This window comes from Photobacterium sp. DA100, assembly GCF_029223585.1.
Classification (GTDB): Bacteria; Pseudomonadota; Gammaproteobacteria; order Enterobacterales; family Vibrionaceae; genus Photobacterium.
Genome location: NZ_CP119423.1, coordinates 1,274,549 through 1,298,337, shown reverse-complemented (window position 1 = coordinate 1,298,337; position 23,789 = coordinate 1,274,549). Strand labels below are relative to the sequence as shown.

At 51.7% G+C, this 23,789-nt stretch carries 21 protein-coding genes and 1 pseudogene; 15 read left to right on the top strand and 7 right to left on the bottom strand.

Annotation, left to right across the window (positions count from 1 at the left end; translation table 11 throughout):
* Positions 1–906, bottom strand: coding sequence for a DMT family transporter (locus tag PTW35_RS06320; protein ID WP_281027450.1), 906 nt, complete (start codon positions 904–906; stop codon positions 1–3).
* 84 nt (positions 907–990) lie between these two features.
* Between PTW35_RS06320 and PTW35_RS06315 the strand changes: the two genes are divergently transcribed.
* From PTW35_RS06315 to PTW35_RS06300, 4 genes are all read left to right on the top strand, one after another.
* Positions 991–2,484: a PLP-dependent aminotransferase family protein gene (locus PTW35_RS06315; RefSeq protein WP_281026976.1), complete on the top strand. Its 1,494-nt coding sequence runs from the start codon at positions 991–993 to the stop codon at positions 2,482–2,484.
* Between the two features lie 75 nt (positions 2,485–2,559).
* Complete coding sequence (locus PTW35_RS06310; protein WP_281026975.1) at positions 2,560–3,759, top strand: PQQ-dependent sugar dehydrogenase; 1,200 nt, start codon at positions 2,560–2,562, stop codon at positions 3,757–3,759.
* Positions 3,760–3,854: 95 nt separating this feature from the next.
* Entirely contained in the window at positions 3,855–4,025 is a 171-nt protein-coding gene (locus PTW35_RS06305; protein ID WP_281026974.1) for a hypothetical protein, read from the top strand.
* Positions 4,026–4,027: 2 nt separating this feature from the next.
* Entirely contained in the window at positions 4,028–5,236 is a 1,209-nt protein-coding gene (locus PTW35_RS06300; protein ID WP_281026973.1) for an MFS transporter, read from the top strand.
* 83 nt (positions 5,237–5,319) lie between these two features.
* Here the strand turns inward: PTW35_RS06300 and htpX are convergent, their stop codons facing one another.
* Complete coding sequence (gene htpX / locus PTW35_RS06295) at positions 5,320–6,198, bottom strand: protease HtpX (protein ID WP_281026972.1); 879 nt, start codon at positions 6,196–6,198, stop codon at positions 5,320–5,322.
* Between the two features lie 376 nt (positions 6,199–6,574).
* On the opposite strand from htpX, the gene PTW35_RS06290 reads away from it, so the two are divergent.
* Together PTW35_RS06290 and PTW35_RS06285 are read left to right on the top strand one after the other, a co-directional pair.
* A complete protein-coding gene (locus PTW35_RS06290; protein WP_281027558.1) occupies positions 6,575–6,736 on the top strand; it encodes a hypothetical protein in 162 nt (53 codons plus the stop codon).
* A gap of 151 nt (positions 6,737–6,887) precedes the next feature.
* Positions 6,888–7,559: a hypothetical protein gene (locus PTW35_RS06285; RefSeq protein ID WP_281026971.1), complete on the top strand. Its 672-nt coding sequence runs from the start codon at positions 6,888–6,890 to the stop codon at positions 7,557–7,559.
* Positions 7,560–7,649: 90 nt separating this feature from the next.
* Here PTW35_RS06285 and bioD read toward each other — a convergent pair whose 3' ends face one another.
* The 4 genes from bioD to bioB are packed head-to-tail and all read right to left on the bottom strand — an operon-like array spanning position 7,650 to position 11,336.
* The gene (bioD, locus tag PTW35_RS06280) at positions 7,650–8,330 is read right to left on the bottom strand and encodes a dethiobiotin synthase (protein WP_281026970.1); all 681 of its coding nucleotides are present in this window, start codon (positions 8,328–8,330) and stop codon (positions 7,650–7,652) included.
* Positions 8,323–9,147, bottom strand: coding sequence for a malonyl-ACP O-methyltransferase BioC (bioC, locus tag PTW35_RS06275; RefSeq protein WP_281026969.1), 825 nt, complete (start codon positions 9,145–9,147; stop codon positions 8,323–8,325). Before bioC ends, bioD begins: the two co-directional genes overlap by 8 nt.
* On the bottom strand, positions 9,137–10,297 hold the full coding sequence (gene bioF / locus PTW35_RS06270) for an 8-amino-7-oxononanoate synthase (RefSeq protein ID WP_281026968.1): 1,161 nt from the start codon (positions 10,295–10,297) through the stop codon (positions 9,137–9,139). The genes bioC and bioF overlap by 11 nt, the downstream gene beginning before the upstream one ends.
* On the bottom strand, positions 10,284–11,336 hold the full coding sequence (gene bioB, locus PTW35_RS06265) for a biotin synthase BioB (RefSeq protein ID WP_281026967.1): 1,053 nt from the start codon (positions 11,334–11,336) through the stop codon (positions 10,284–10,286). The genes bioF and bioB overlap by 14 nt, the downstream gene beginning before the upstream one ends.
* Positions 11,337–11,475: 139 nt before the next feature.
* On the opposite strand from bioB, the gene bioA reads away from it, so the two are divergent.
* Both bioA and PTW35_RS06255 read left to right on the top strand, forming a co-directional pair.
* Positions 11,476–12,756: an adenosylmethionine--8-amino-7-oxononanoate transaminase gene (gene bioA, locus PTW35_RS06260; RefSeq protein WP_281026966.1), complete on the top strand. Its 1,281-nt coding sequence runs from the start codon at positions 11,476–11,478 to the stop codon at positions 12,754–12,756.
* A 120-nt stretch (positions 12,757–12,876) separates the two neighbouring features.
* Positions 12,877–13,443: an LON peptidase substrate-binding domain-containing protein gene (locus PTW35_RS06255; protein ID WP_281026965.1), complete on the top strand. Its 567-nt coding sequence runs from the start codon at positions 12,877–12,879 to the stop codon at positions 13,441–13,443.
* An 80-nt stretch (positions 13,444–13,523) separates the two neighbouring features.
* On the opposite strand, the gene PTW35_RS06250 is transcribed toward PTW35_RS06255, so the two are convergent.
* Entirely contained in the window at positions 13,524–14,738 is a 1,215-nt protein-coding gene (locus PTW35_RS06250; RefSeq protein WP_281026964.1) for an ROK family protein, read from the bottom strand.
* Positions 14,739–15,002: 264 nt separating this feature from the next.
* Here PTW35_RS06250 and queE point away from each other — a divergent pair, with 264 nt between their 5' ends.
* The 7 genes and pseudogenes from queE (at position 15,003) to PTW35_RS06215 (ending at position 23,748) form a co-directional block, all read left to right on the top strand.
* Positions 15,003–15,671 carry a 7-carboxy-7-deazaguanine synthase QueE gene (queE, locus tag PTW35_RS06245; RefSeq protein WP_281026963.1) on the top strand — a complete coding sequence of 223 codons (669 nt, stop codon included), beginning with the start codon at positions 15,003–15,005 and terminating at the stop codon, positions 15,669–15,671.
* Positions 15,672–15,847: 176 nt separating this feature from the next.
* Positions 15,848–18,709 carry a hydrogenase expression protein HypA gene (locus PTW35_RS06240; protein ID WP_281026962.1) on the top strand — a complete coding sequence of 954 codons (2,862 nt, stop codon included), beginning with the start codon at positions 15,848–15,850 and terminating at the stop codon, positions 18,707–18,709.
* Positions 18,710–18,756: 47 nt separating this feature from the next.
* Positions 18,757–18,885: pseudogene (locus PTW35_RS06235) on the top strand (N-acetyltransferase); the annotation flags it as partial.
* A 223-nt stretch (positions 18,886–19,108) separates the two neighbouring features.
* A complete protein-coding gene (locus tag PTW35_RS06230; protein WP_281026961.1) occupies positions 19,109–20,728 on the top strand; it encodes a methyl-accepting chemotaxis protein in 1,620 nt (539 codons plus the stop codon).
* Positions 20,729–20,830: 102 nt separating this feature from the next.
* On the top strand, positions 20,831–22,231 hold the full coding sequence (asnS, locus tag PTW35_RS06225; protein WP_281026960.1) for an asparagine--tRNA ligase: 1,401 nt from the start codon (positions 20,831–20,833) through the stop codon (positions 22,229–22,231).
* 280 nt (positions 22,232–22,511) lie between these two features.
* Positions 22,512–23,030 (top strand): DUF2937 family protein, encoded by a 519-nt coding sequence (locus PTW35_RS06220; protein ID WP_281026959.1) that lies wholly within the window; start codon positions 22,512–22,514, stop codon positions 23,028–23,030.
* 139 nt (positions 23,031–23,169) lie between these two features.
* Entirely contained in the window at positions 23,170–23,748 is a 579-nt protein-coding gene (locus PTW35_RS06215; protein ID WP_044624421.1) for a hypothetical protein, read from the top strand.
* Positions 23,749–23,789: the final 41 nt, after the last annotated feature.

Below are 23,789 nucleotides of genomic sequence, written 5' to 3'. Positions count from 1 at the left end.
TTAAGAAGCCGGCTTAGCCGAAGAGTAAGTGTTCGTGCCGGCCAGTTTAGGCTTTCTCGTCACAAGGAAAACGGCGATGGCAGCTAACAGAAAACCGGCGGCACCGAACTCGTCAAAACGTTCACCAAAAATCAACCAGGCTTGGAAAGCCGTCATTGGCGGTACGAGGTAAAAGGTCGAAGCCACCTTGGATGACTCACCATGCTTCACCATATAAAGCAGTAATAAAATGGCGACGACCGACAGCACCAAGACCAACCAGCTCAGGGCAAATATAAACGTCGGGGTCCAATGTACCACCATGGTTTCCGTCGCCAGAGCCAAAGGCAGGAACAACAAAGCCGCCGCAAAATATTGCCATACGGCTCCGCCCACCATATCAATACCTTGGCAGAACTTTTTCTGGTAAAGCGTACCAAAAGTTATCCCCACCAAAGCCAGGAAAGTGAACAGATAGGCGGCTTCTCGGCTACCATCCTGATGCCAAGCCATATTCCCTTGCAGCACAAGATTGATGCCAACAAAGCCAATTGCCAACCCGATCCATTGCGACAACCGCATTCGCTCGCCTGCACAGCCGAACATTACCAGCGCGGTCACTATTGGCTGTAACCCTACCAGCAGGGAGCACAGCCCTGCCGGCATACCGAGGCCAATCGCGATATAGGTACCGCCCAAGTAAAAACCGTGGATCAACAAGCCTGCCACCATACAGTGAACCAGCGCCCTGCCGGTCGGTATCCGAGCTCTTAGGATAGCCACCAGCAGCAAAAACACCGCGATATTCGCAACCATCCGGATTAAGAGGAATGTTGCGGGTTCGGCGTAGGGTAAACCGAGCCGTGCGCCAATAAAGCCAGAGCTCCAGAGAACAACAAACAAGAATGGAATAAATCGCGTCATTATAGGTCACCCACTTTTCTTTTCCCTTAATTACCCTTACTTTAAATGGGCACAAAAATCTTAACAGGGACAGTTTGGTGATTTTTAATGGGTACAGATAACACAAAGAAAACGTATAACTCTCGGTGTCAAAAAGCATTGTTGCAGGAACATAGCCAGCTCAAAACCAAATACCAGTACGTCTACCAATGGATCTCCGAGCGCATAGACAAACAAAGCTTCCAGCAGGGGGAACGACTCCCTTCTATTCGAGATCTCAGCCAAAAGCTATCTGTCAGTAAAAACACGGTGATCCGTGCCTACCAGCAACTGGAAGCTAACCAGAAGATCACCGCACAAGCCCGCTCTGGCTATCGGGTCAATCGCACCAAAGTCATCCATGGACTTCCAGAACCGGTTCCCGAGCCGGGTTTTGTCGACCTAATGACACTCAGTAAAAAAATCATGGAACTGCCTGTATCCCGAGAGGTTTTACCTATGGGATCGGCCCACCCTGATACTGACTTTCCTGCCATCAACAGCTTGTACGCTGAAATAGGCCGACACAGCCGCTACCAAAGCCATATTCCCAGCCATTACCAACTGCCACCGGGAAACGATCTGCTATTGAAGCAACTCGTTGGTATAAACCGCGAACTTGGCATTACCATCTCCAAGCAGTCTCTGCTGGTAACCCATGGTGCGCAGCAGGCGATTAGCTTGAGCCTGCAGGCCCTGACCTCTGCAGGGGATATTGTCTTGGTCGAGTCTGCCAGTTATTTCGGCAACCTTATGCTACTAGAATCTCTGGGCCTTAAAGTGATTGAAATTCCGGCGAGCCCAATCACCGGCATTCATTTGGATGCCCTTGAGCAGGCACTCAAAGATTGGCCGGTCAAGGCCATCTTGATTAACCCCAGTTTCAACAACCCGACAGGGTATGTGATGTCGACAGCGGACCGACTACGCTTCCTCGCCATGACTCGTGGGATCCCAATTATCGAAGACGATGTCTTCGGCGGCCTGGCACATCATCAGCGTCCCCTGCCGCTGAAAACCCTCGACCATGAAAACCGGGTGATCTATTGCAACTCGTTATCTAAGACATTGGACTCCAGACTCCGTATCGGCTGGGTCGTGGCCGGCAAGTATCAGACGGTAATTGAGAAACGCTTGCTCACTGACAACATGGGCAGCCCCAACCTCATTCACTCCGCGGTTGCCCAATTCCTTGCAAGCGGCAAATACCGCCAGCACCTCGGTAAAATCCGCCGCAGTTACGCTAAAAAACAGCAGGTATTCTATCAGCAGCTCACCCAGGCCTTGGACCAATACCCGCAGCTTAGGGATCATTACCACCTGACCCAACCAACCGGTGGATTCTTATGCTGGCTCACTCTAGCCGAGCATGCGGACAGTCAGGCCATTTATCAACAGGCGCTAAGCCAAGGGATCAGCGTACTTCCCGGCACCATGTTCAGTACCAACAAGCGCTATGCGCATTGCCTGCGCCTGAGCTTTGCCAACTTCCGTGAAAATAACACCTGGCGGCAGGGGCTCGACCAGCTAGCCGCAATTATTGCAGGACAAACCAAACAGTAACCATAAAGTCGAAAAGACACCGCTATCCTAGCTGCTACACTACTGATAGCGCACAGGATAGAAGGAAACCGCAGGATGAGGTACCGCCCCCTCGCTACAGCAATGAACACAGTACGCCTGGCCTTGTTATCCCTTATCATATTGGCCCCACCAGCCAAGGCTCTGTCCTTCCCTGAAACTGTACTCGAAGGCTCCAGCCTCGGCATGCACTATGTCGTTGAGCGCATCGGGCAAACCGACGGCGTACCTTGGGGGATGGCTTTCACCCCCGACCAACAGCTGCTGATCACCTACCGGGAAGGTAATATTCGCCTGCTCAACCCTGAGGATGGTTCCCTGCAAGAAGTTTCCGGACTCCCCCCCATTCGCCAATACGGACAGGGGGGGCTGATGGATATCGCCCGACTAGATACCACCGGCAACCAACCGCCCGACCAGCGTCACAACAACGCCGCACCTCAAACCTGGTATTACTTCACTTACGCTAAAGCACACGATGGGCAGGCCGCAACAACCCTCGCCCGCGCCAAGCTTAGCGGTACCCAGTTAACCCACTGGCAGGATTTGCTGGTCACCCAATCCTTCAGCGATGCTTCCCGCCACTTCGGTAGCCGTATCGCTTTCGATAACCAAGGCCATGTCTTTTTTTCTATCGGGGACCGAGCTCATCGTCCCAACGGGCAAGATCTCGCAACCCATGCGGGCACTATCCTTAGACTCAACCTCGATGGCTCAACGCCCGAAGACAACCCTTTTACCGATACACCGAATGCACTTGCTGAAATTTGGAGCTTTGGTCACCGTAACCCGCAAGGGCTGCTGTTTGATCCACTGACCAACCGGCTGTGGTCAAACGAGCATGGTCCTAGGGGCGGCGATGAAATCAATTTAATCACCGCAGGGGCTAACTACGGCTGGCCAGTCACCTCTCACGGGAAGGAATATTGGGGCCCGATTGCGGTGGGCGAAGCCACCGAGAAAGAAGGCATTGTCTCGCCACGCAAGGTGTATATTCCCTCCATAGCACCGGGCAGCCTGCTTCTTTATCGAGGCGCAGCCTTCCCCAGCTGGCAAGGCCAGCTATTCAGTGGGGCATTGAAACTACGCCACCTAAACCGGGTTGAAATAACAGACAATGCCGGCATCGCAAACGAAGAGCGACTGCTCGAAGCACTGGACGAACGGATACGGGCCCTGGCTGTGGACGACCTGGGCTGGCTGTATTTATCGGCAGATTCCGGTGCAATTTACCGCCTACGCCCTCGTTCCCGATAATATGCGTATTATGCATAGAATATTTGTTATTTGCTCATTTGAGTCATAACTTAATTTCCTCTACTATCCCCGCACTTTTTTACCTTGAGGCACTGATGTTTTCACAATCACTGACGGCCCAACTGATACGGATGGTCTTGCTGCTTGCTCTGACCCTAGTTGGGGTTCACCACTGCCAGCCATTGTTGGACTCGCTGGCCGAACACGCAATGAGCGGCGGCTGCCATCAGCAAAACTCAAATGACCACACTTTGACCGGACTATAACAATGAGTATTTTTCGCTTTCCACTGCTTGTGTGGATAGGCATTGGAACACTAATTATCAGCCTAGGGATCAGGCAGTCTTTCGGTATCTTCATGATGCCGATTTCTATGCATTTTGATACTGGCCGTGAATTCTTTAGTCTGGCTATCGCTGTGCAGAACTTGCTTTTCGGCGCCTTCCAGCCGTTTGTCGGTATGGCCGCTGACCGCTGGGGCGCGCAAAAGGTCATCTGGACTGGTGCCATCGCCTATGGCTTGGGATTGTACCTTACCTCAATTGCAGTAGAGCCGAACTGGCTATATGTCTCCCTTGGCGCCTTGGTCGGACTTGGGTTAAGTGCTACCAGCTATGTCATCATACTGGGTGCCGTGGCGCGAGTGGTCCCCGCCGAACATACCGCCAAAGCTTTCGGCCTAACAACGGCAGCCGGCTCATTCGGGATGTTCGCGGTGATCCCGGGGGCCCAATATTTGCTCAGCGAGTTTGACTGGCAGACCGCCCTGCAGGTCTTCGCTATGCTATGTGCCCTGATGATGGCTTTCTCTTTCTTTATGAAGGCCAATCAGCAAAAAACAACCACATCGGCCACGCCAGAAATTGAGCAAACGCTCAAGACAGCTTTGAAAGAGGCATTCAGCCACCGTGGCTACTGGCTGATCCACATGGGCTTTTTCGTCTGTGGTTTCCACGTTATGTTCATTGCCACCCACCTGCCAAGCTACCTGGCAGACAAGGGGTTACCCGGTACCACAGCAGCGATGGCCTTGGCCTACGTGGGGATCTTCAACATCTTCGGTAGTTATTTCTGGGGAGTGATGGGCGATAAGTTCAACAAGCGCTATGTAATGTCTGCCTTGTATGTGATGCGCACCCTGGTCATCGCCGGCTTTGTGACCCTGCCGGTGACAACTGAAACAGCGGCTCTGTTTGGCGGTGCCATTGGGTTTTGCTGGCTGGGAACCGTGCCCCTGACCTCAGGCCTGGTGCGCCAAATCTTTGGCCCACGATACCTCTCCACCCTGTACGGATTGGTTTTCTTCACCCACCAAGTAGGCAGCTTCCTTGGCGCCTGGTTCGGCGGACGCATCTACGATTACTATGGCAGCTACGAGCCTATCTGGTGGTCAACCGTTGTACTTGCTTTGATTGCTGCGCTTATCCATATCCCAATCAACGATAAGCCTATCGAGCGTCAAGCTGCTATGGCTTAATAGCTAGCCACTCCAAGTAAAAAGCCCCCGGTCACAACAACCGAGGGCTTTTTTCATTCTAAAGCAAGCTGTTCGCCGCGGGCTTACAGGTGCTCACCACGACGAAGCGCGTCGATACGCTTGTCCAACGGTGGGTGGGTCATAAACAGCTCAGACAGGGATTTCTTGCCGTTGATCCCAAACGCCATCATCGAGCCTTCAAGCTGAGATTCATGGCTCATCTTCAAACGCTCAAGTGCCGCGATCATTTTCTCTTTACCCACGAGCTGCGCAGAGCCTGCGTCGGCCTTGAACTCGCGGTGACGGCTGTACCACATGGTCAAGATACTCGCCAAGAAACCGAACAGCACTTCCATGATAGATGAGACAATGAAATAGGTCATGTAGCTACCGCCCTCGCCCTCTTCATCACTGCTGTTTACGCCGCTGATAGCACCGGCGACCAAACGAGAGACGAAGATCACGAACGTGTTCACCACGCCCTGCATCAGAGTCATGTTCACCATGTCACCATTGGCAATGTGGCTCACTTCGTGGGCCAATACTGCCTCGGCCTCGTCACGCGTCATGCTGTGCAGCAAGCCTGTCGATACCGCAACCAGTGAATCGTCGCGCTTGGCCCCCGTTGCAAATGCGTTGATATCACCCGAGTCATAAATGGCGACGGTCGGCATACCAATACCAGACTGTTGTGCCTGGCGGGCAACGGTTTCCATCAGCCAGTGCTCGGTCTCGTTGCGTGGGTGTTCGATAACCATACCGCCCACAGAGCGCAGGGCCATTGACTTCGACATGAACAATGAAATCAACGAACCACCAAAACCGAACAAGGCAGCCATTACCAGTAGTCCAGAAAGGCTCCCCGGTTGCATGCCTGTCACCGCATAGACGACGTTCAAGACAACACTGAAGACCAGCAATACCGCTAGGTTAGTTGCCAAAAACAATGCAATACGCTTCATATAGTACTCTTTCTCCTGAAAAGAAGGTGCTGTTACCCCAGTCTTACCCATTGTTGGTACAACTGAGGCATCATCCATTTGTTATTGATATGTATAGTATGGTCGTTGAAACAGAAAACAAGTGGAAGTGAAAAATTGTTACGTTTCATTTTTGTTATTAAACAATCAAATACTATTAAACAATCTTTTTGATGATAATAGAAACAGCTTTAATTGGGGCTTAACGCAGAATATGATCTACTGCTAGCATTATGAAACTTAGGGCAATGGTAGGACTAGACAGGTTTAGACTTTAGTCTTATTGTATCTACGACTGATATATTCTATTGTCGTATTTAGTTAGTGATGGTGCATGGTATTCAATTATCAAGGAGGAATGATGGCTGATCACGAAAACTACCAGGTAGCAATTGACATTCTACGCTGTCATCTTGGTATGTCTGCAGAAGAAGCGCGTAAAGAGCTGGGGTTAGACGGAAATAACAAGAAGCTTACTGAAACTCAAGAAGCACTTATTGGCCTAGCTGGCAATAACTAAGCGAGCTTGCTATTAATCAGATTCATTGGAGCCTCTCTGCAAAGAGAGGCTTTTTCCTTAATAGCGTGATCCGGATCACGATTCAGTTGAGATTCAGCTGCCCTGGTTAGACTGTACTGTTTTGCAACCCTATACAGTACGCAGGTACGCCATGTCACTGACAACGACCACCGCCTCGCAACAAACGCAAGCAAACTCCATTTACCAGCCGCTCTTCAAAAGCGTATCGCTGTTCTTTTTGCTTGCTCTGCTAATGGCCCTATCCGCTTTCACCATCCATTTTGATGTGCTGCATATTCAAAACAGTGTTGGTGAAAACTCCTGGACGGAATTGTTGCAGGAAACTTACTTGTTCATTGCATCCAGTCTATTTGCCATGGTGGCAATCCGCCAGCCACATCAGCGCGGCTTCGCGCTCTTGGTTTCAGCCTTTTTTGGGGTGATGTTTATCCGTGAAATGGACTCGGTACTCGATCAGGTTGTCCATGGCTTTTGGAAGTACCCGGCATGGCTGCTCGCCTCTGCGGCAATTGGCTACGCTATCATGCACCGCAAAACCACCGTTGAGCCGCTCATGGACTATATGAAGCACAACAGTTTTAGTTTGATGCTTGGTGCCATGGTCACTCTACTCGTCTTCGCCCGCATCTTTGGCATGGGTGGTTTGTGGCAAGGGATCATGCAAGAGCATTACGTGCGCGGCGTTAAGAACCTGGCCGAGGAAGGAGTGGAGCTGCTGGCTTATAGCCTGATCCTGTTCGCCGCCGCGTGGTATTGCCTGCCGAACCTCAAACGTACTGCCAGCAAGCCTTCGGTAAAATAATACCGACACCGCAGTCTGCAAAAAAAAACCTGCCTAACGGCAGGTTTTTTTATCTCTCAGCACCTGGTGCACACTACACCAAGCAGCCAATTATAGGCCAAGCGGTGACAGATCAATGTAGTCCGCTAGGTTGCGCTTCTTGATACCCGGCATATAAGGGATTTCGCCCAACTTCTGCCCCGGTAGGTTTTCTTCCAGCATTCGAATGATGTCGGCATAGTTCTCGGTGCCTGGATTGATGCGGTTCGCAACCCAACCCACCACTTCCAAGCCATCATGCTGAATCGCTTCTGCTGTTAGTATGGCGTGACTCAGACAACCTAGCTTCACACCAACAACCAAGATAACAGGCAGTTTTTCCTGCTTAACCCAAGAAGAAAGGTAGTCGTTCCAAGACACAGGTACACGCCAGCCGCCAGCCCCCTCAACCAATACAACATCAGATTTTTGCTTGAGGTGTTCCAGCCCCTTCGACAGCACGTCAAACTCGATCACTCGGTCTTCCTGCTCGGCGGCCAAGTGCGGAGAGATGGCCGCTTCAAATGCGTACGGATTGACTTCGTCATATTCCAACTCGACAACAGATGCATCTTGGATATACAAAGCATCAGAATTACGCATACCATTGGCTGTCGGTGCGCTACCGGACGCCACCGGCTTATAACCCGCCATCTTGATATTCGCGCTAGCTGCAGCATGAAGAATGGCGCGAGAGGCTACAGTTTTACCTACTTCAGTATCTGTACCTGTTACAAAGAAAGCGTTAGTCATTAATAATTACTCCAAAACAGACTTGGTATGTTGCCGGCAGCTGATTGTCCTCATGTCGAAACTCATCATAAGCGCTCTCTAATGCCTTAAAGGTCTTGCGACCGGCCAAGCCTGCTTTTCGCCCCTGATGAATATGTGTTGCCCCTATACCTTTCAAATCTTTCATAAGGTCAACTGCCGAGCGGTAATACATGGTGATTGGCAGAAATTCTAGGTCAAGCTCCGTACACCCCGCTTGCGCCAGCGCAAGTTTTATGGCCTTTTGCGAAAGAAACTTGTTTACATGTTGATATTGATCAACCTGCTTCCATGCATGGCAAAGCTCATACAGGGAGCCCTGTGCCAACGTAGAAAAAACAATTTGGCCACCCGGCTTAACGACACGCCGGAGTTCTCGCAGCGGAACCGACAGATCTTCACACCACTGCAGAGCCAGGCTGGTGAAAGCAAAATCGAACTGATTGTCCGGCAACGGCAGACACTCCGCATCACCTTCTACATATCTGACTTGCTCACCGCAACGCAATCTGGCCTGCTCGAGCATCTTGCTGGACAGATCGGTGGCACAGACTTGCATTCCCCTTTGTTGTAGTTGCTGGCTGAAATAGCCTGTCCCACAACCGAGGTCCAGTACCTGGCTACCCGCGACGTTGAGCGAGGGGAGTTTGGCCAATAAATGATGGCCGACCTGGCGCTGAAATGCCGCCGATTGATCGTAATGCTTCGCCGCCTTGCCGAAGGCGTCGGCAATAGCTTGCTTGTCGGTCACCACGGCATCCGCCAAAAGAGTGGCTGCTGTCTCTGCATTATTCTTCATGCCATACCTCGTTGATTGCCTGCGCCAGCATGCGTACTTCCGTTTCTTTATGAGCGGCCGTCAGGGTCACCCGCAGCCTTGCGGCATTGGCGGGAACCGTCGGCGGGCGGATTGCACTCACCCACAGCCCTCGCTGTCTTAACTTATCGGCGAAACTAACCGCCCGCTCACTGCTACCCACCATCAAAGGCTTGATCGGAGTTGGGGTAGACACCATCTCAACATCAGGTGACAAATGCCCAGCCAAACACTCCCCTAGCGCGACCAGTTTTCCCCGCCGCCAGCCTTGTCGCTGGATCATGTCACATGCTGTAGACAGGGCATGGGCCTGCGCAGGTGGCATTGCCGTTGAATAAATAAAGTGGCGGGCAAACTGCACCAGGTATTCGGCAACATCTTGACTGCACAGTATCGCCGCCCCTTGCAGGCCAAATGCCTTGCCAAAGGTCACCACCAGGATATCTGGCTTGATGCCGGCATGATCACAGCTGCCGCGGCCAGACTCACCAAGTACCCCGCAGCCATGGGCATCATCGACAACCAACATGCTGCCGCTCTGCTGGCACACACCGGCTATATCACCGAGCGGCGAAAGATCCCCGTCCATGCTGAAAACCCCCTCGGTCACAACGAGCTTTGGGGAGCAATCGGGCATGCGCGAAAGCAGGCGGGATAATGAAGCGGGATCGTTATGAGCAAAACGCCGCATAGTTGCCGGAGACAGCATCCCCGCCTCAACCAACGAGGCGTGATTGAGCTTGTCTTGCAGCAGGTAATCGCCCTTTTGCAGCAAGGCAAACAAGAGTGCTTGGTTGGCACCAAAACCGCTGCTGAACAACAGCGCCTGATCGTAGCCCAACCATTCGGCAAGCTGCGACTGCAAGTACTGATGCGGAGAGTGAAAACCTGTCACCAACGGACTGGCGCCGCTACCGGCACCATAACGGGATAGCCCTTCCTGCCATGCGGCAACTAGCTCTGGATCTTGCGCAAGACCAAGATAGTCGTTGCTGGAAAAGTTCAGCAATGACTGTTCCCGCAACTGCACTGACATATTCTGTCCGCGCCCCAGGCAGCTCAATGTCCGATAAAGCCCTTGCTCCTGTCTGTCTTCAAGGGCCGACGCGATCCGTTGCTTAAACCGATGCATCGTAGAACAGCTCATCCTTGCTTGGTCGTGCGGCAACGCGCTCGGCCACTTGTCCCAACAACTCCTGTGCCTGCACTTCATCCGGCTTAGCTGCTTGCTCCTGGCGGTTGATCCCCAGTTTGGCGAACAACTGCATGTCCTTATCTTCGCCCGGGTTTGGCGTGGTCAGCAGCTTACAACCATAGAACACCGAGTTGGCACCGGCCATAAAGCAAAGCGCCTGCATTTGCTCATTCATATCTTCGCGGCCAGCCGATAGACGCACCGCCGATTTAGGCATGATGATCCGCGCTACCGCGATAATACGAATAAAGTCGAACGGATCGACATCATCGACAGACTCCAACGGGGTCCCTTTTACCTTAACCAGCATATTGATAGGCACACTTTCCGGATGGGTAGGCAGATTGGCCAACTCAACCAGCAATCCGGCTCGGTCGCGAGAGCTTTCCCCCATGCCGATGATCCCACCGGAGCAAATCTTCATGCCGGCCTCACGGACATGGCTCAGGGTATCGAGGCGGTCCTGGTAAGTACGGGTGGTAATGATATTGCCGTAGAACTCCGGTGAAGTATCGAGGTTGTGGTTGTAGTAGTCCAAGCCAGCATCGGCCAGCTCATTGGCTTGCGCGCCAGTGATCATGCCAAGTGTCATACAGGTTTCCAGCCCCATGGATTTCACCCCGCGGACCATCTCCAGCAGATAAGGCATATCGCGCTCTTTCGGGTTTTTCCATGCCGCTCCCATACAGAAACGGGTGGCGCCGGAGGTCTTCGCCTTGTGCGCCGCATCCAGCACCCGCTCAACTTCCAGCAGGCGCTCACGATCCACATCCGTGCGGTAGTGCGCGCTTTGCGGGCAATACTTGCAGTCTTCCGGACAGGCTCCTGTTTTAATAGAAAGCAAGGTGCTCACCTGTACCTTATTGGGATCATGGTACTGGCGGTGTACCTGCTGGGCCTCAAACACCAAATCCATAAATGGCTTGTCAAATAGCGCTTGAACTTCCTCGACTGTCCAGTCGTGACGTACTTCCACGTGTAATCACCTCTTATTATGATTTCAGCCAGCACAAACACGGGCTGCTGAATGATGCATTCATTGCTTCTTGTTACTTGGCTAGTCTACTTTGAGACGGTAGACTGTCAACCACCAACAAGGAGCAAGGTTTACAACTGTGCAAAAAACAAACAATACGGTCGATTTGGAATTTGACCAGCAGCATGTCTGGCACCCCTATACCTCAACCCTGAACCCACTCCCGTGTTACCCGGTAGTCAGTGCCAACGGGGTCTATTTGCAACTTGAGGACGGCAGGGAAATCATTGATGGCATGTCGTCGTGGTGGTCGACGATCCATGGCTACAACCATCCGGCCTTAACCGAAGCGGCTAAAGCCCAGCTCGATAAAATGTCACATGTGATGTTCGGCGGCATTACCCATCAGCCCGCTGTCGAGCTCTGCCGCAAGCTGGTCGCTATCACACCGCCCCCCCTGCAGCATGTTTTTCTCGCCGACTCAGGTTCCGTCGCAGTGGAAGTGGCACTGAAAATGGCGCTGCAGTACTGGCATGCCAGAGGCGAGCCGCGGGCAAAATTTCTCACGGTCAAACATGGCTATCATGGCGACACCTTTGCCGCCATGTCGGTCACCGACCCCGACAACTCGATGCACAGCCTGTACAAGGGGTTCCTGCCTGAGCATATCTTCGCCCAGTCGCCGGAGGGAGGCTTCTTTGAGCCTTGGCAAGAGTCGGATATTGATGATTTCCGCCACCAGCTCGAGCAGCAGCACCGCAACGTTGCCGCAGTAATTATCGAGCCTATCGTGCAAGGAGCGGGGGGGATGCGTATCTATCACCCGACCTTCCTCAAGCGGGTGCGACAGCTGTGCGACGAATACGGTATTTTGCTCATTGCCGATGAGATAGCGACCGGTTTTGGCCGCACCGGAAAATTATTTGCCTGCGAACATGCCGGTATCAGTCCTGATATTATGTGTGTCGGCAAGGCGCTGACGGGGGGGTACATGACCCTTTCGGCCACCCTTACCAGCAGCCATGTCGCAAATACGGTATGTGGCGGAGATGCGGGGTGCTTTATGCACGGCCCGACCTTCATGGGCAATCCGCTGGCCTGTGCGGTCGCCAATGCGAGCTTGGATATCCTCGCCCAAGGCAATTGGCTGCATCAAGTAAAAGCCATTGAAAAACAATTAGCTGAGTCACTTCCTGAGATTGAAGCACTCGACAAGGTCAAAGCCGTTCGCTGGCTGGGGGCCATCGGCGTGGTCGAGCTCCATGAGCCCGTTGAGATGGCCAGTATTCAGGAAACTTTTGTAGACAGTGGGGTATGGATTCGCCCATTTGGCACACTTGTCTACATAATGCCTCCATTTATCATTAATCAACAACAACTTAGCCAGCTCACTTCCGCCATCATGTTAGCACTTAAGTAGTATCGAAAAGCAGACAACTTCTAAAGATTGTCTGCTTATACTTTTCCTGAACGTTATAGCAAACCCAACTTCAGGTTGGCCCGTATTTATATAATGAATAACGTCAGTAAGGCTAATACTATGCAATTACCACTATTTCCGTTACAGATATACCTGCTGCCAGGTGGGATAAGTAAACTGCGTATTTTCGAACCACGCTATACCCGTTTAGTCAAACTGGCTATGGGGGACGGTAACGGCTTCGGCCTCTGCATGAAAGATGAAGCCACGCTGTGCCATTTCGGTACCCGGGTAATCATCACGGATTTCGAAAAGCTCCCTGATGGGCTGCTGGGCATTACCATCAAAGGCGTTGAAAAATTCCTGATCAATAAACATTGGCAAGAAGAAGATGGCTTACGGTTTGGCGATGTCACCCCGATCTCTAATTGGACCCCAAGCCAAATCAAGTTTGTCGATCGAGATATTTCCAATAGCCTAAAAGCCCTGTTCGACGAATATCCCGAACATGCCGAGAATTATCCCCTCCCCGATTACAATGACATGACTTGGGTATGTCAGCGATGGCTGGAGCTGTTGCCCCTGGAAACCAACCAGAAGCAATGGTTCATGAGCCGCAATGATCACCGTGCAGCCCTCTCTTTTCTGCACAATGTCATTGACGAACAGCTGAAAAGTGACAGTTAATGTGACAATTTAGGCAACCATATGTCTGTGGATGTGAATTTTTACAAAGGCATATTGACCTAACTCGGCAACAAAGTCAGTCAACCCTCAATCAGTTTCATCAACAAATGGCCATCATACATTGCTTGCTTCACCAGAGCAGCACCCGGCATTGTCGCCTGGGTATAGAAAGAGCTCTGCTCAATGACCAGATCCCGGTTGTACACCGGTAGCGACTGACTGCGGACACAATCCATGATCGCCGGATACAAAATATCTTTCGCACGGTTGAATTCACCACCGATCAAGACCTTCTCGGGATTGAACAGGTTAACCATGATTGCAATGGCTTGGCCCAAATGGTGGCCCAGCTCAACAATCACCTGCCTGGCCAATGTATCGCCAGCCATCGCCGCCTCACAAATCCGCTCTATCGTCAACGTCTTGCCATGAAGCGACGAGGGATGGCCTTCCCGCAGCCTCTGATCAACCTGCTCGATAACAGCCTTCACACTGGCTACCGTTTCAAGGCAACCGTGGTTGCCGCAGAAGCAGCGTTTGCCGTAGGGTTTGATCTGGATATGGCCCAGTTCACCGACGTTACCGATCCGCCCTTGCAGCACAACATTATCAAGCACGATACCGGCACCGACGCCGTGGTGGATAGACACCAAAATGGAATTAGCCACATCGCGGGAGTTACCGAACAGTTTTTCGGCCAGTGCCCAAGAGCGGGTATCATTACCGATAAATACCGGCAGCCCAGTTGCCTCATGGATTGCAGGCCCGAGTTCCAGGTTGTGTACATCGTAATGGGGCATCTGGATAACCATACCGGCATCGGAATTTACCAATCCCGGCAGTGACACGGCAATAGCCGTGATCCTATCTAGTTCACCGACATGATTGGCAAAGAAAGTGTGGATCTCGGTGATCAGCTTTTTCAGTACTTCATCTTGGTGCAGAACATCGATATCCTGACGCTCTTCCACCAGGATATCCCCGCCCAGCTCGTGCAAAGCGATGGTTAGGTAACCCCGCCCCAGTCGGATAGACAGAAATTGCCAACCCTCGTTGGCAGGCACCAACCCAACGGCAGGACGGCCCCGGCTGGAAGATTCCTGAATCGCGGTTTCTTTGATCAGGTGGGCATCAATGAGCTCACGGGTAATTTTGGTAATACTCGCAGGGGCTAGCTGGCTACGTTTGGATAGCTCAATGCGGGAGATTGGCCCAAACAAGTCAATAAGCTTGTACACGCTGCCGGCATTGTTTCTTTTGATATGGTCTATGTGACCTGGCTGAGCGACATACATGCCTAAACTCCCGGTAAAATCTGTCATCATTTAATACAAATTGAATTTTTTTACTTTGCGAACTAATTGTGAAGTCGATAATGTTAAGTCCGTGACAAGGGTCACGATGAATCATGAAAAACAAAGCAATTTTTGCCCTAGCTCTCATTGTACCGCAAAACTATTGCCTTTTTTTTAACTACAAAAATTAACCGACATAAAGACAGCTCCATGCAATTTTGCGATAATCACCGGTCGCAAAATCCCCCCACCATGAGGTTAACGGTGTACAAAATTAACGAAGTCTTTGAAACAATCCAAGGTGAAGGTGTATTTACCGGTGTACCTGCCATTTTTGTCAGGCTCCAAATCTGCCCTGTGGGCTGTGCCTGGTGCGATACCAAACAAACTTGGAGTGCTGAACCTCAGGATCACGGCTCTATCGAAGACGTCATGGCAAAGACCGGTGACTCCCCGCTCTGGACCGAGCTAGATGCACACGGCATCGTTAATTTACTTGCCCAGCAGCAGTACACCGCCAAACACGTCGTGATCACCGGCGGCGAGCCTTGTATCTACGATTTGCTGCCGCTTACTACCGCTCTTGAGCAAGCGGGCTTTAACTGCCAGATCGAAACCAGTGGTACGTCTGAGGTGCTGGCAACGGATAACACCTGGGTCACGGTTTCACCCAAAATCAACATGAAGGCCAAGCTTCCTGTGCTTGCAAGTGCGCTGGAACGTGCCGATGAGATCAAGCATCCCGTCGGTACCCAAAAAGATATCGAACAGCTTGATGAGCTGATCGCGGGAAAACAGCTCAAGGCCAACGTCAATATCGCCCTGCAGCCAATCAGCCAAAAGCCGAGGGCGACCGAGCTGTGTATCGAAACCTGCATCAAGCGCAACTGGCGCCTGTCTATCCAGACCCACAAATACCTCGCTATCGCGTAGTCGCTTGACATCGAGGTGACAGGCTACCTTATTCGGCTGTCTTACTTTCAGGACAGCCGCTCTATCTCCGAGACACATCTCCTTTCTTAACTTTGCATCTTTTTGCCCTATCTATACTGAGCAGAAACTAATACCAATAAAGATTCATGATCCAGTGACCTATTGGGGAAATTATTATGCGCAGTTACCTGGGATATACCCTGCTGGCTATCAGTAGCCTGCTGCTTGCTGCCTGTGGAGACAGCGGTAAGCCCGCCGAGCCCGTTGCAGGCACGCCCGTGCCCGTTTCAACCACCTTCACGGTTTCTGTCGATGCACCCGACGGTATGGTTCTTGCCGCCAATCAAGGTTTCTCTTTGATCAGCCCAGCCTATGCCAATGCAGTTAAACATCTTACCGAACAGAATTTCGCGGCTGTCTGGCTGGACGACAAAGGGAAAATTTTTGAATCTATCGATATCACCCGGCTTGAGGCCAAAGGAGATGGCAACTATGTCCTAGATGCGGGCACCCGGGCGCGGATCAATGCCGTCTTGCTGGTTGATCTGGACGGAGTTCCCGAGTACACCCTGGGCGAGAGCCTGCCCACCGGTTTGCTTATGACACCGCTGGCCGCTGAGCGCCTAGCCATTTCTCTTGAGTCATCGCTCACCTTCTATGCCCTTGCCCAGCGTGTTGTCGCCGATGAAAGCTGGGGCGTCTTCACTGACGTTTTCGAATCCGGGGCACAGGGGGCGGTTGCTCTCGCCCTAGAAGACATCAACAAGATCGCCATCGATATCCGTGATACCCTTTTCCCGAAAATCGGTATTCAAGGACTAACGCTCAAAGATCTGATGAGCCTGACCATCGTTCAGACCATGACCGAAGGCCGGCTTGAGCGGTTCTTTACCGAACAGTCGGCTGTCGCCGCCAATGTGCTGGCCATCCTCAATGACGGTTATTGGGAAATCAGTGCGTCAGAGGGCAACCAAGGCAAGGCGATTTTTGCCGACACGACATCGTATGACGGCAACGAAACCACAATCAGTGAGTTCAGCTGGGATAAAAGCGGCAGTGAAGATATCACCCTGACGGAAGTTTTCACCTACTTCAGTAACTCTACCAGCTTTGGCTCCGACGACATCCGCTCGCAAGTGCTTACAAACCAAGGCTGGGTCGGTCTGTTTAATTATCTTAAAGTACAATTTTCAACTGACCGCAGTGCTTTGCTAACCGATGCCGCACTCAATACCGATGCGGAGAGAGGCGTTACCCTAGAAGCCAAAGTTTACGCCCTATCGGGTAAAAAAATGCATGACTTCCTTTCGAGTAAGCAGAACCATTACCTCACCCGTTATATTGAAGACGACATGACATTCAGTGACGGTGCCTCAGGCTTCTACTTCACCTGGCGGCCAGAAAATGAAACCTACCTGCTTTGCGACAACACCAATGATAAGGACACCTGCCGAGCCTATCCATACCTTGCTCCTGACGCCGGGTTTACTTCGCTTGACGATATCAAGACGCCATTGTTCAACGTGGGTATCACTATTGACCAGGTCAACGGATTCAAACTTAGCGACAATATTGTCGCCGAGTTCATCGGTGATGATTTCTTCACTGTCCGCTACTGGAGCCGCATTGCAGCCAACGAGTGGACAATCCAGGACACCGGGGTATGGGCACCGACCACGGTATCGGGCAAACCGGTGATCCGGTTCGATGTACCGGACGTCATCAAGCAACTTGCCGACGACTACGCGTTCAATGGCCGCAATCTCTTCCTCATCGAGGACCGGGGTTTCGTTAATATCGGCGAGGTATTGCTCGAGCGGGCTGAGTTCCATTATTCAGGCTTTGATAATGATGCCAAGGCGCAGATTTTTGCCGCGGCAACACGGGACAACTTGCCGCCCTTTGGAGAATGTGTCTTTGGCAATACCAGCCTCGCCAATGAAGGGCTGTTCCTTAATGCTGTGACCGAGTGTGGCGGTGACGAGCGTTTCACTACCCAGTCAGTCAGTGATCTTACCGACAAGACCTTGGTTCAGATCAGTGAAGAGGGCGAAATTTCCGCTCACATCCTCCGCAGTGACAACAGTTGGGATCACTATCGCAATACCCTCAAGGAAACAAGCTCCCGTGCATGGTCCTTCACTGAAGAGGGCTACCTGAAGCTGTTCGGCAACACCAACATTGAAGATGAATTCGATTTCTGGGCGTTGACCAGTTATGAATACCAGCAAAATCTGCTGGCGATAAAGGTCTTCAGCCAGCAGGGACAGCAAGCTCAAATCACCAACCTGATGGCCCGCGAGTATTTACCGGGCACCCTGGCCGCTTGCCTTGATGGTGATTCTGGCTGGGATCAAACCACGGCAACCCCGGTTGTCAAAGAAAGCCTCGCCAACTACAACAACCAGGTCCAGCTCTGCAAACAGATCTGGTTTGGCCGCAACCCGATCTTCACCGAAGCGCTGTTAGTGGGACAGAGTGGCGATAACCGCGATGATAAAGCCCTAACTTTCGCCAGCGACAATGAGGAAGGCCAAGAGCGCTACCTGAAGCTCAGCGACACCTTCCAAGGTGAGTACTTCCTCGGCAGTTATATCGACAAAAGCGGTTGCGGTTTCAACTTCGATATCCGCTGGAAGATTGAAGATGATGGCACGCTGTATTACGAGTCAGTTGACGAGTCGTACCCGATGAATGAGCGGATCCAAATCACCGATACCGATGGTTTGAAACTGGCCATCAAAGCCTTCAACCACCAGGGGCGCTGGCAAACGGATGAATCTTTGAACTACGGCAGCGATGAAGGCGAGATCTGGAGCGACATCGTCACCTTGATTGACGCCAGCTCAGTACCCAATGTGGTTCCGACTGAACCGCCACCACCGGTTCAAGAAGAGACGCCACCTTCTGGTGAGACACCGCCACCAGAAGGGGAAACACCTCCGGCGGAAGAGGAGCCCGCAGGGCCACCAGCCGGAACAATACTCAATGATGGTGAAGTCTGTGCCTTCGATGTCACGGAAGAACAAGCACCTTAGAGATCCATCTATAACAGTAACAGCCCGGGAAAACGGGCTTTTACTGTTATAAAAAGCTGGAGAAATGCGGCTATCAACTTGAAGGACGTCAGAAAGACTATTATAAACTCGAGCAAGGCTTCGATGACAAAGTCTATTATGGCATGACTGCTAAAGAGCATTCGGCCCAACATTAAATTAACACCATAAGGCCAAGCCCCGTTTGGCCTCTTTGTCGCCAATCAGCAGCAACAAGATTAAATACCATGCAATAACAAAGCCCTAGACCACACACAGATCACATTCAGGTAATATTCTCAAACAGAATAGTTGCTCGGCATCACACCCACCACAACCAACCGTCTATTAACATTTCAAACACATTACAATATCCACAATAAAAATAAGAGATCATGGAAGATGCGTCTTACAATCGCCAACAAACTGCTGCTTACCCTATTTTCAGTTTTCACTATCGTCTTGGTAACCAGCCTTATTTATGAAGCAGGACAGCAAAAGAAGTTGCTGGAGTCGGTGATCAGCGAACAAACGCTGGATAAAGCCGGCAACTACTTTGATAGCTTAAATATGATGATGCTGACCGGGACTATGTCGCAAAAGGAAACCCTGCGCCAGAAGGTTCTCTCCCACAGTGGAATTGAGAATGTCAGGGTGATCCGGGGCCCTGGCATTACTCAGTTTTTCGGCCCCGGGCTAGACAACCAGGCTGCCGTTGACCACTTCGACCAACGCGCGCTGGCCGGAGAAACCATTGCCGAGACCATAACCACCGAGCGTGGCAGCAAACTCTTGGTGGCGCTGCCGATGAAGGCCAGAGCCGACTACCGGGGAACTAACTGTTTACAATGTCATATCGTACCGGAAAATGAGGTGCTCGGTGTTGTGCGGCTGGAGTACGATTTAGCCCCCCTGTACCAGCGTATTAACCAGCAGTTGCTTTCGGCAGGAAGCATTATGGCCGCCATCGCCGCAACCGGCTTCCTCTTTACTCTATTCATGATCCGCCGGATCATCGTCAACCCGCTCAAGCGTCTCTCAGACTACATGCGAACCACCAGCAAGAATAAAGATCTCAGTCAGCGGCTCAATGACAACCGGCAAGATGAAATCGGAGAACTCTGCAACAGCTATGATCAAATGCTGGACAATTTCTCCACAAGCCTGGAGCAAGTACAGCATACGTCGGTATCGCTCAGCGAACAGGCCAACCACTTGATTTCGGTCTCCTCCCAGACCAATCGGGCAGCCGACAGCCAACGGGTCGAAACCGACGACATGTTCAGTGCCATCGATACCATGCAGCACCAGCAGCATGACACCGAGCAGCGCACCACCGAATCGGCAGCCTTGAGCCAGCATGCAGCCGAGTCGGCCAGTGCTGGCACCCAACTCGCTTCTGAAGCCGGCGAGAGTATCCAGCAACTGGTCAAGGACATCGAGAACGTCAAACTGAAGATTGACCACCTCAACCAGCAGAGTCTGCAGGTGGGCAGTATCCTTGATGTGATCCGCAACATTGCCGAGCAAACCAACTTGCTGGCACTCAACGCCGCCATCGAAGCGGCCAGGGCCGGTGAGCAAGGCCGTGGCTTTGCCGTCGTGGCCGATGAAGTCCGTAGTCTCGCCACCCGAACCTACCAGGCGACCGGCGATATCCAGACAATCATCGAAGCCCTGCACAGCGACTGCGAAGCGTCTGCCGAGGCTATCGATACCACCTGCCAAACCGCCTATTCCAAGGTCGATACCATCCAAGAGTTATCAGCCGCATTGGCAGCGATGGGCGATCAGATCCAGGTAGTCAATACCCATGCAGTCGATATTCAGCAGCAGAGTGCCAGCCAAGCTTCATTGGCCGACGGTATCCGGTCAAAAATCGACACGATCAGCCAACATGCCGCCGATACGGCTACCCATGCCCAAGCTTCGAAAGAAATTAGCGTAAATCTTGAGCACTTGGCAGAACAATTAGAGCGATTACTGCATCAATTTACCCTTTCAGGCAATAACAAGGCTTGATGCTAAACGTAAGACAGGTAATATGGGTTCCTTGGACTGTGTCTTAGGGTAGAATACCCGACAGTACACAAATAAAGTGCCTTAACGGAGAATAATTTACACATGACTTACGCGCCTGTAACAGACGTACTTAGCGGTAAGCTAGCGGTTGACAGTGAAGTCACTGTTCGCGGCTGGATCCGTTCACGTCGTGATTCCAAAGCTGGAATCTCTTTCCTTGCCATTTATGACGGCTCTTGTTTCGACCCGATTCAGGCCGTGGTCCCTAATGAGTTAAATAATTACCAGGAAGAAGTACTTAAACTGACCACTGGTTGCTCTGTTGAGGTCACCGGTAAGATTGTTGAATCACCAGCGAAAGGTCAGGATTTCGAGCTAGCAGCCACTGACGTTAAAGTGGTTGGCTGGGTTGAAGATGCTGACACGTACCCTATGGCGAAAACCCGTCACTCTATCGAATACCTTCGTGAAGTGGCACACCTTCGTCCGCGCACCAACGTCATCGGTGCAGTAGCACGTGTTCGTAACTGCCTTTCTCAAGCTATCCACCGTTTCTACCACGAGCAGGGTTACTTCTGGATGTCTGCACCGCTGATCACAGCCTCTGACTGTGAAGGTGCCGGTGAAATGTTCCGCGTATCGACGCTGGACATGGCTAACCTGCCTCGTACCGAACAGGGCGATGTTGACTTCAACGAAGACTTCTTCGGCAAGGAAACATTCCTGACCGTATCTGGCCAGCTAAACGCAGAAGCATACGCTTGTGCCCTAAGCAAGGTTTACACTTTCGGCCCGACGTTCCGTGCTGAAAACTCTAACACCAGCCGTCACCTTGCAGAATTCTGGATGGTTGAGCCTGAAGTGGCATTCGCCGATCTGGACGATGTTGCCAAGCTTGCTGAAGACATGCTGAAGTTCGTGTTCAAAGCGGTACTTGAAGAGCGCCGTGATGATCTTGAGTTCTTCGCTCAGCGCATCAACAAAGACGCAATCTCTCGCCTAGAGCAGTTTGTAGATTCAGACTTTGCCCAGGTTGACTACACCGACGCAATTCAGATCCTGAAAGACTCTGGCCGCAAGTTCGAGTTCGACGTTGAGTGGGGCATCGATATGTCCTCTGAGCACGAGCGCTACCTGGCAGAAGAGCACTTCAAAGCTCCGGTTATCGTGAAGAACTACCCGAAAGACATCAAAGCGTTCTACATGCGTATGAACGACGACGGCAAGACTGTTGCTGCGATGGACGTTCTAGCACCGGGTATCGGTGAAATCATCGGTGGTTCTCAGCGTGAAGAGCGTCTGGACATCCTGGACGGGCGCATGGTTGAGATGGGTATCGACCCTGAGCACATGGGCTGGTACCGTGACCTGCGCCGCTACGGTACAGTACCGCACGCTGGCTTCGGTCTAGGCTTCGAGCGTCTGGTTTCTTACGTAACGGGTATGGCTAACGTTCGTGACGTGATCCCATTCCCACGTACGCCACGCTCAGCAAACTTCTAATTCAGCGTTAGAAGCTAAACCTATTCCAACATAGGTCAATCTACCTCACAGGACGAGCCCATGCTCGTCCTGTTTGTTTGTACCCCACCTAATTCGGTTGTCCAAATCCCTGTAACTCTCATTTCATAACCTCTACGCCCCCTCTTTTTTGACACGACCAGAACATCCACCGATGGCAATGCACGTTAACTTGCTATATAACTAAAATTCAGTGGCTTGGCTGCTTTCCTTCACACCGGAAGTGTGTTTATAGTCAGCGGACCAGCAGCAAGGAGGCAAGATGATAAAACGGTTAGTAGATAGGCTGATTTTCGGTGGGCTGTTGATTGCAACCCTGCAGATCCCCATGCTGGCAGACCATTATCTGCAGTACCTGTCCGGTTTTTTTGATGCCAACACACAGCAAGTCGACGCTTACACGGCCAACGCACGCCGGCATGGCTTTGACAGTGCCGAGAGCATGATTGATGCGCTGCTGCAAGAACCGAACCCCATTGTTCGGGTCGATGCCGAACACAAGCTTGAGATCCTGCGGCAACACCACATGCTAGAGCAAGCGATGGAAACACTCTCGAACGGCCATTTGCTCGATAAAGCACTATTTATGTTTAACCCGGTGAGGCTCGATGAGCTCAAACGTGTCCTGGTCCATTTCAAGCCGGGGCTTCCCATAGATGTTGAAAGCATTGCCTTCTGTATTGTGGTGGCTCTGGGGCTCAATCTTATGCTCTATTTGCCCTTACTCCTTTGTCGCCGCCTGCGGAAAAACAACTCCCGTCCAGCAGCATCACCCAACTAGCTGGCGATATTTAATACAACTGTTGCGCCAAAGGTAACAGGTTGCTGCTGCTAAATAGACTTCCCCACTGGCTTCGAATAAGCTTATGGCTATGCGCTTGAGCCTCTCAAGCAACCCTATAAATGCCAATGAGTCCAGCATGATCAGAGATGTTACCCTAGCCCCGGCCAACCAATGGGCCAAGCCCTTCGTTGCCGAAGTTGCTGAAATTATCAACCTACTCAAAGAGTATGGTTACGATGCCGCTACCCTCGCCCGTTTAACAGGTCTACAAGAAAAGAAACTCTCTGACTGGATGTCACGCTACAAGCGTGAACCGGAAAATATCTCCGATATTCCCTACCCTTGCTGGTGCTTCCTGACTGCACTGGCAGGCCGGCCGAACATCCAGAACAACGGCCAGCCGATAGACGTCGACGCACGCAAGGTCATGCGCGCCTTCAAGCCGACAGCCTTCAAGAACAAAACCCAGTTTGAAATGCCGACGGAAAAAGAGTTCAAGCGTGTCATCGGCGACAACACCTTTACCGGCATCACGATCGACGGCCTGTGTGAAACTTTTCAATGGAAACCGGCCCAGTTGGCCGAGAGTATGGTAAAAGGCACATTGCCATTCCTGAACTGGTGCCTGATCCTGATGCTGTGCGGTTTCAACATCCAGAAGATGCTGCTCAACCAACATGAAGGTGACATTAGCCTGGACGAAAGCGCAGGTTAAACCGCTCAAAACAACAAGGGCTGCCATTGGCAGCCCTTGTT

Bases quoted from the DNA above. Each gene is read 5' to 3' on its own strand.
- PTW35_RS06315 (WP_281026976.1), top strand. From the start codon at position 991: ATGGGTACAGATAACACAAAGAAAACGTATAACTCTCGGTGTCAAAAA.
- PTW35_RS06290 (WP_281027558.1), top strand. From the start codon at position 6,575: ATGATGGCTGATCACGAAAACTACCAGGTAGCAATTGACATTCTACGC.
- asnS (WP_281026960.1), top strand. From the start codon at position 20,831: ATGACTTACGCGCCTGTAACAGACGTACTTAGCGGTAAGCTAGCGGTT.
- bioD (WP_281026970.1), bottom strand. From the start codon at position 8,330: ATGACTAACGCTTTCTTTGTAACAGGTACAGATACTGAAGTAGGTAAA.
- PTW35_RS06220 (WP_281026959.1), top strand. From the start codon at position 22,512: ATGATAAAACGGTTAGTAGATAGGCTGATTTTCGGTGGGCTGTTGATT.
- PTW35_RS06300 (WP_281026973.1), top strand. From the start codon at position 4,028: ATGAGTATTTTTCGCTTTCCACTGCTTGTGTGGATAGGCATTGGAACA.
- htpX (WP_281026972.1), bottom strand. From the start codon at position 6,198: ATGAAGCGTATTGCATTGTTTTTGGCAACTAACCTAGCGGTATTGCTG.
- PTW35_RS06285 (WP_281026971.1), top strand. From the start codon at position 6,888: ATGTCACTGACAACGACCACCGCCTCGCAACAAACGCAAGCAAACTCC.
- bioC (WP_281026969.1), bottom strand. From the start codon at position 9,147: ATGAAGAATAATGCAGAGACAGCAGCCACTCTTTTGGCGGATGCCGTG.
- PTW35_RS06305 (WP_281026974.1), top strand. From the start codon at position 3,855: ATGTTTTCACAATCACTGACGGCCCAACTGATACGGATGGTCTTGCTG.
- PTW35_RS06215 (WP_044624421.1), top strand. From the start codon at position 23,170: ATGATCAGAGATGTTACCCTAGCCCCGGCCAACCAATGGGCCAAGCCC.
- PTW35_RS06255 (WP_281026965.1), top strand. From the start codon at position 12,877: ATGCAATTACCACTATTTCCGTTACAGATATACCTGCTGCCAGGTGGG.
- PTW35_RS06310 (WP_281026975.1), top strand. From the start codon at position 2,560: ATGAGGTACCGCCCCCTCGCTACAGCAATGAACACAGTACGCCTGGCC.
- PTW35_RS06240 (WP_281026962.1), top strand. From the start codon at position 15,848: ATGCGCAGTTACCTGGGATATACCCTGCTGGCTATCAGTAGCCTGCTG.
- bioF (WP_281026968.1), bottom strand. From the start codon at position 10,297: ATGCATCGGTTTAAGCAACGGATCGCGTCGGCCCTTGAAGACAGACAG.
- PTW35_RS06230 (WP_281026961.1), top strand. From the start codon at position 19,109: ATGCGTCTTACAATCGCCAACAAACTGCTGCTTACCCTATTTTCAGTT.
- PTW35_RS06250 (WP_281026964.1), bottom strand. From the start codon at position 14,738: ATGTATGTCGCTCAGCCAGGTCACATAGACCATATCAAAAGAAACAAT.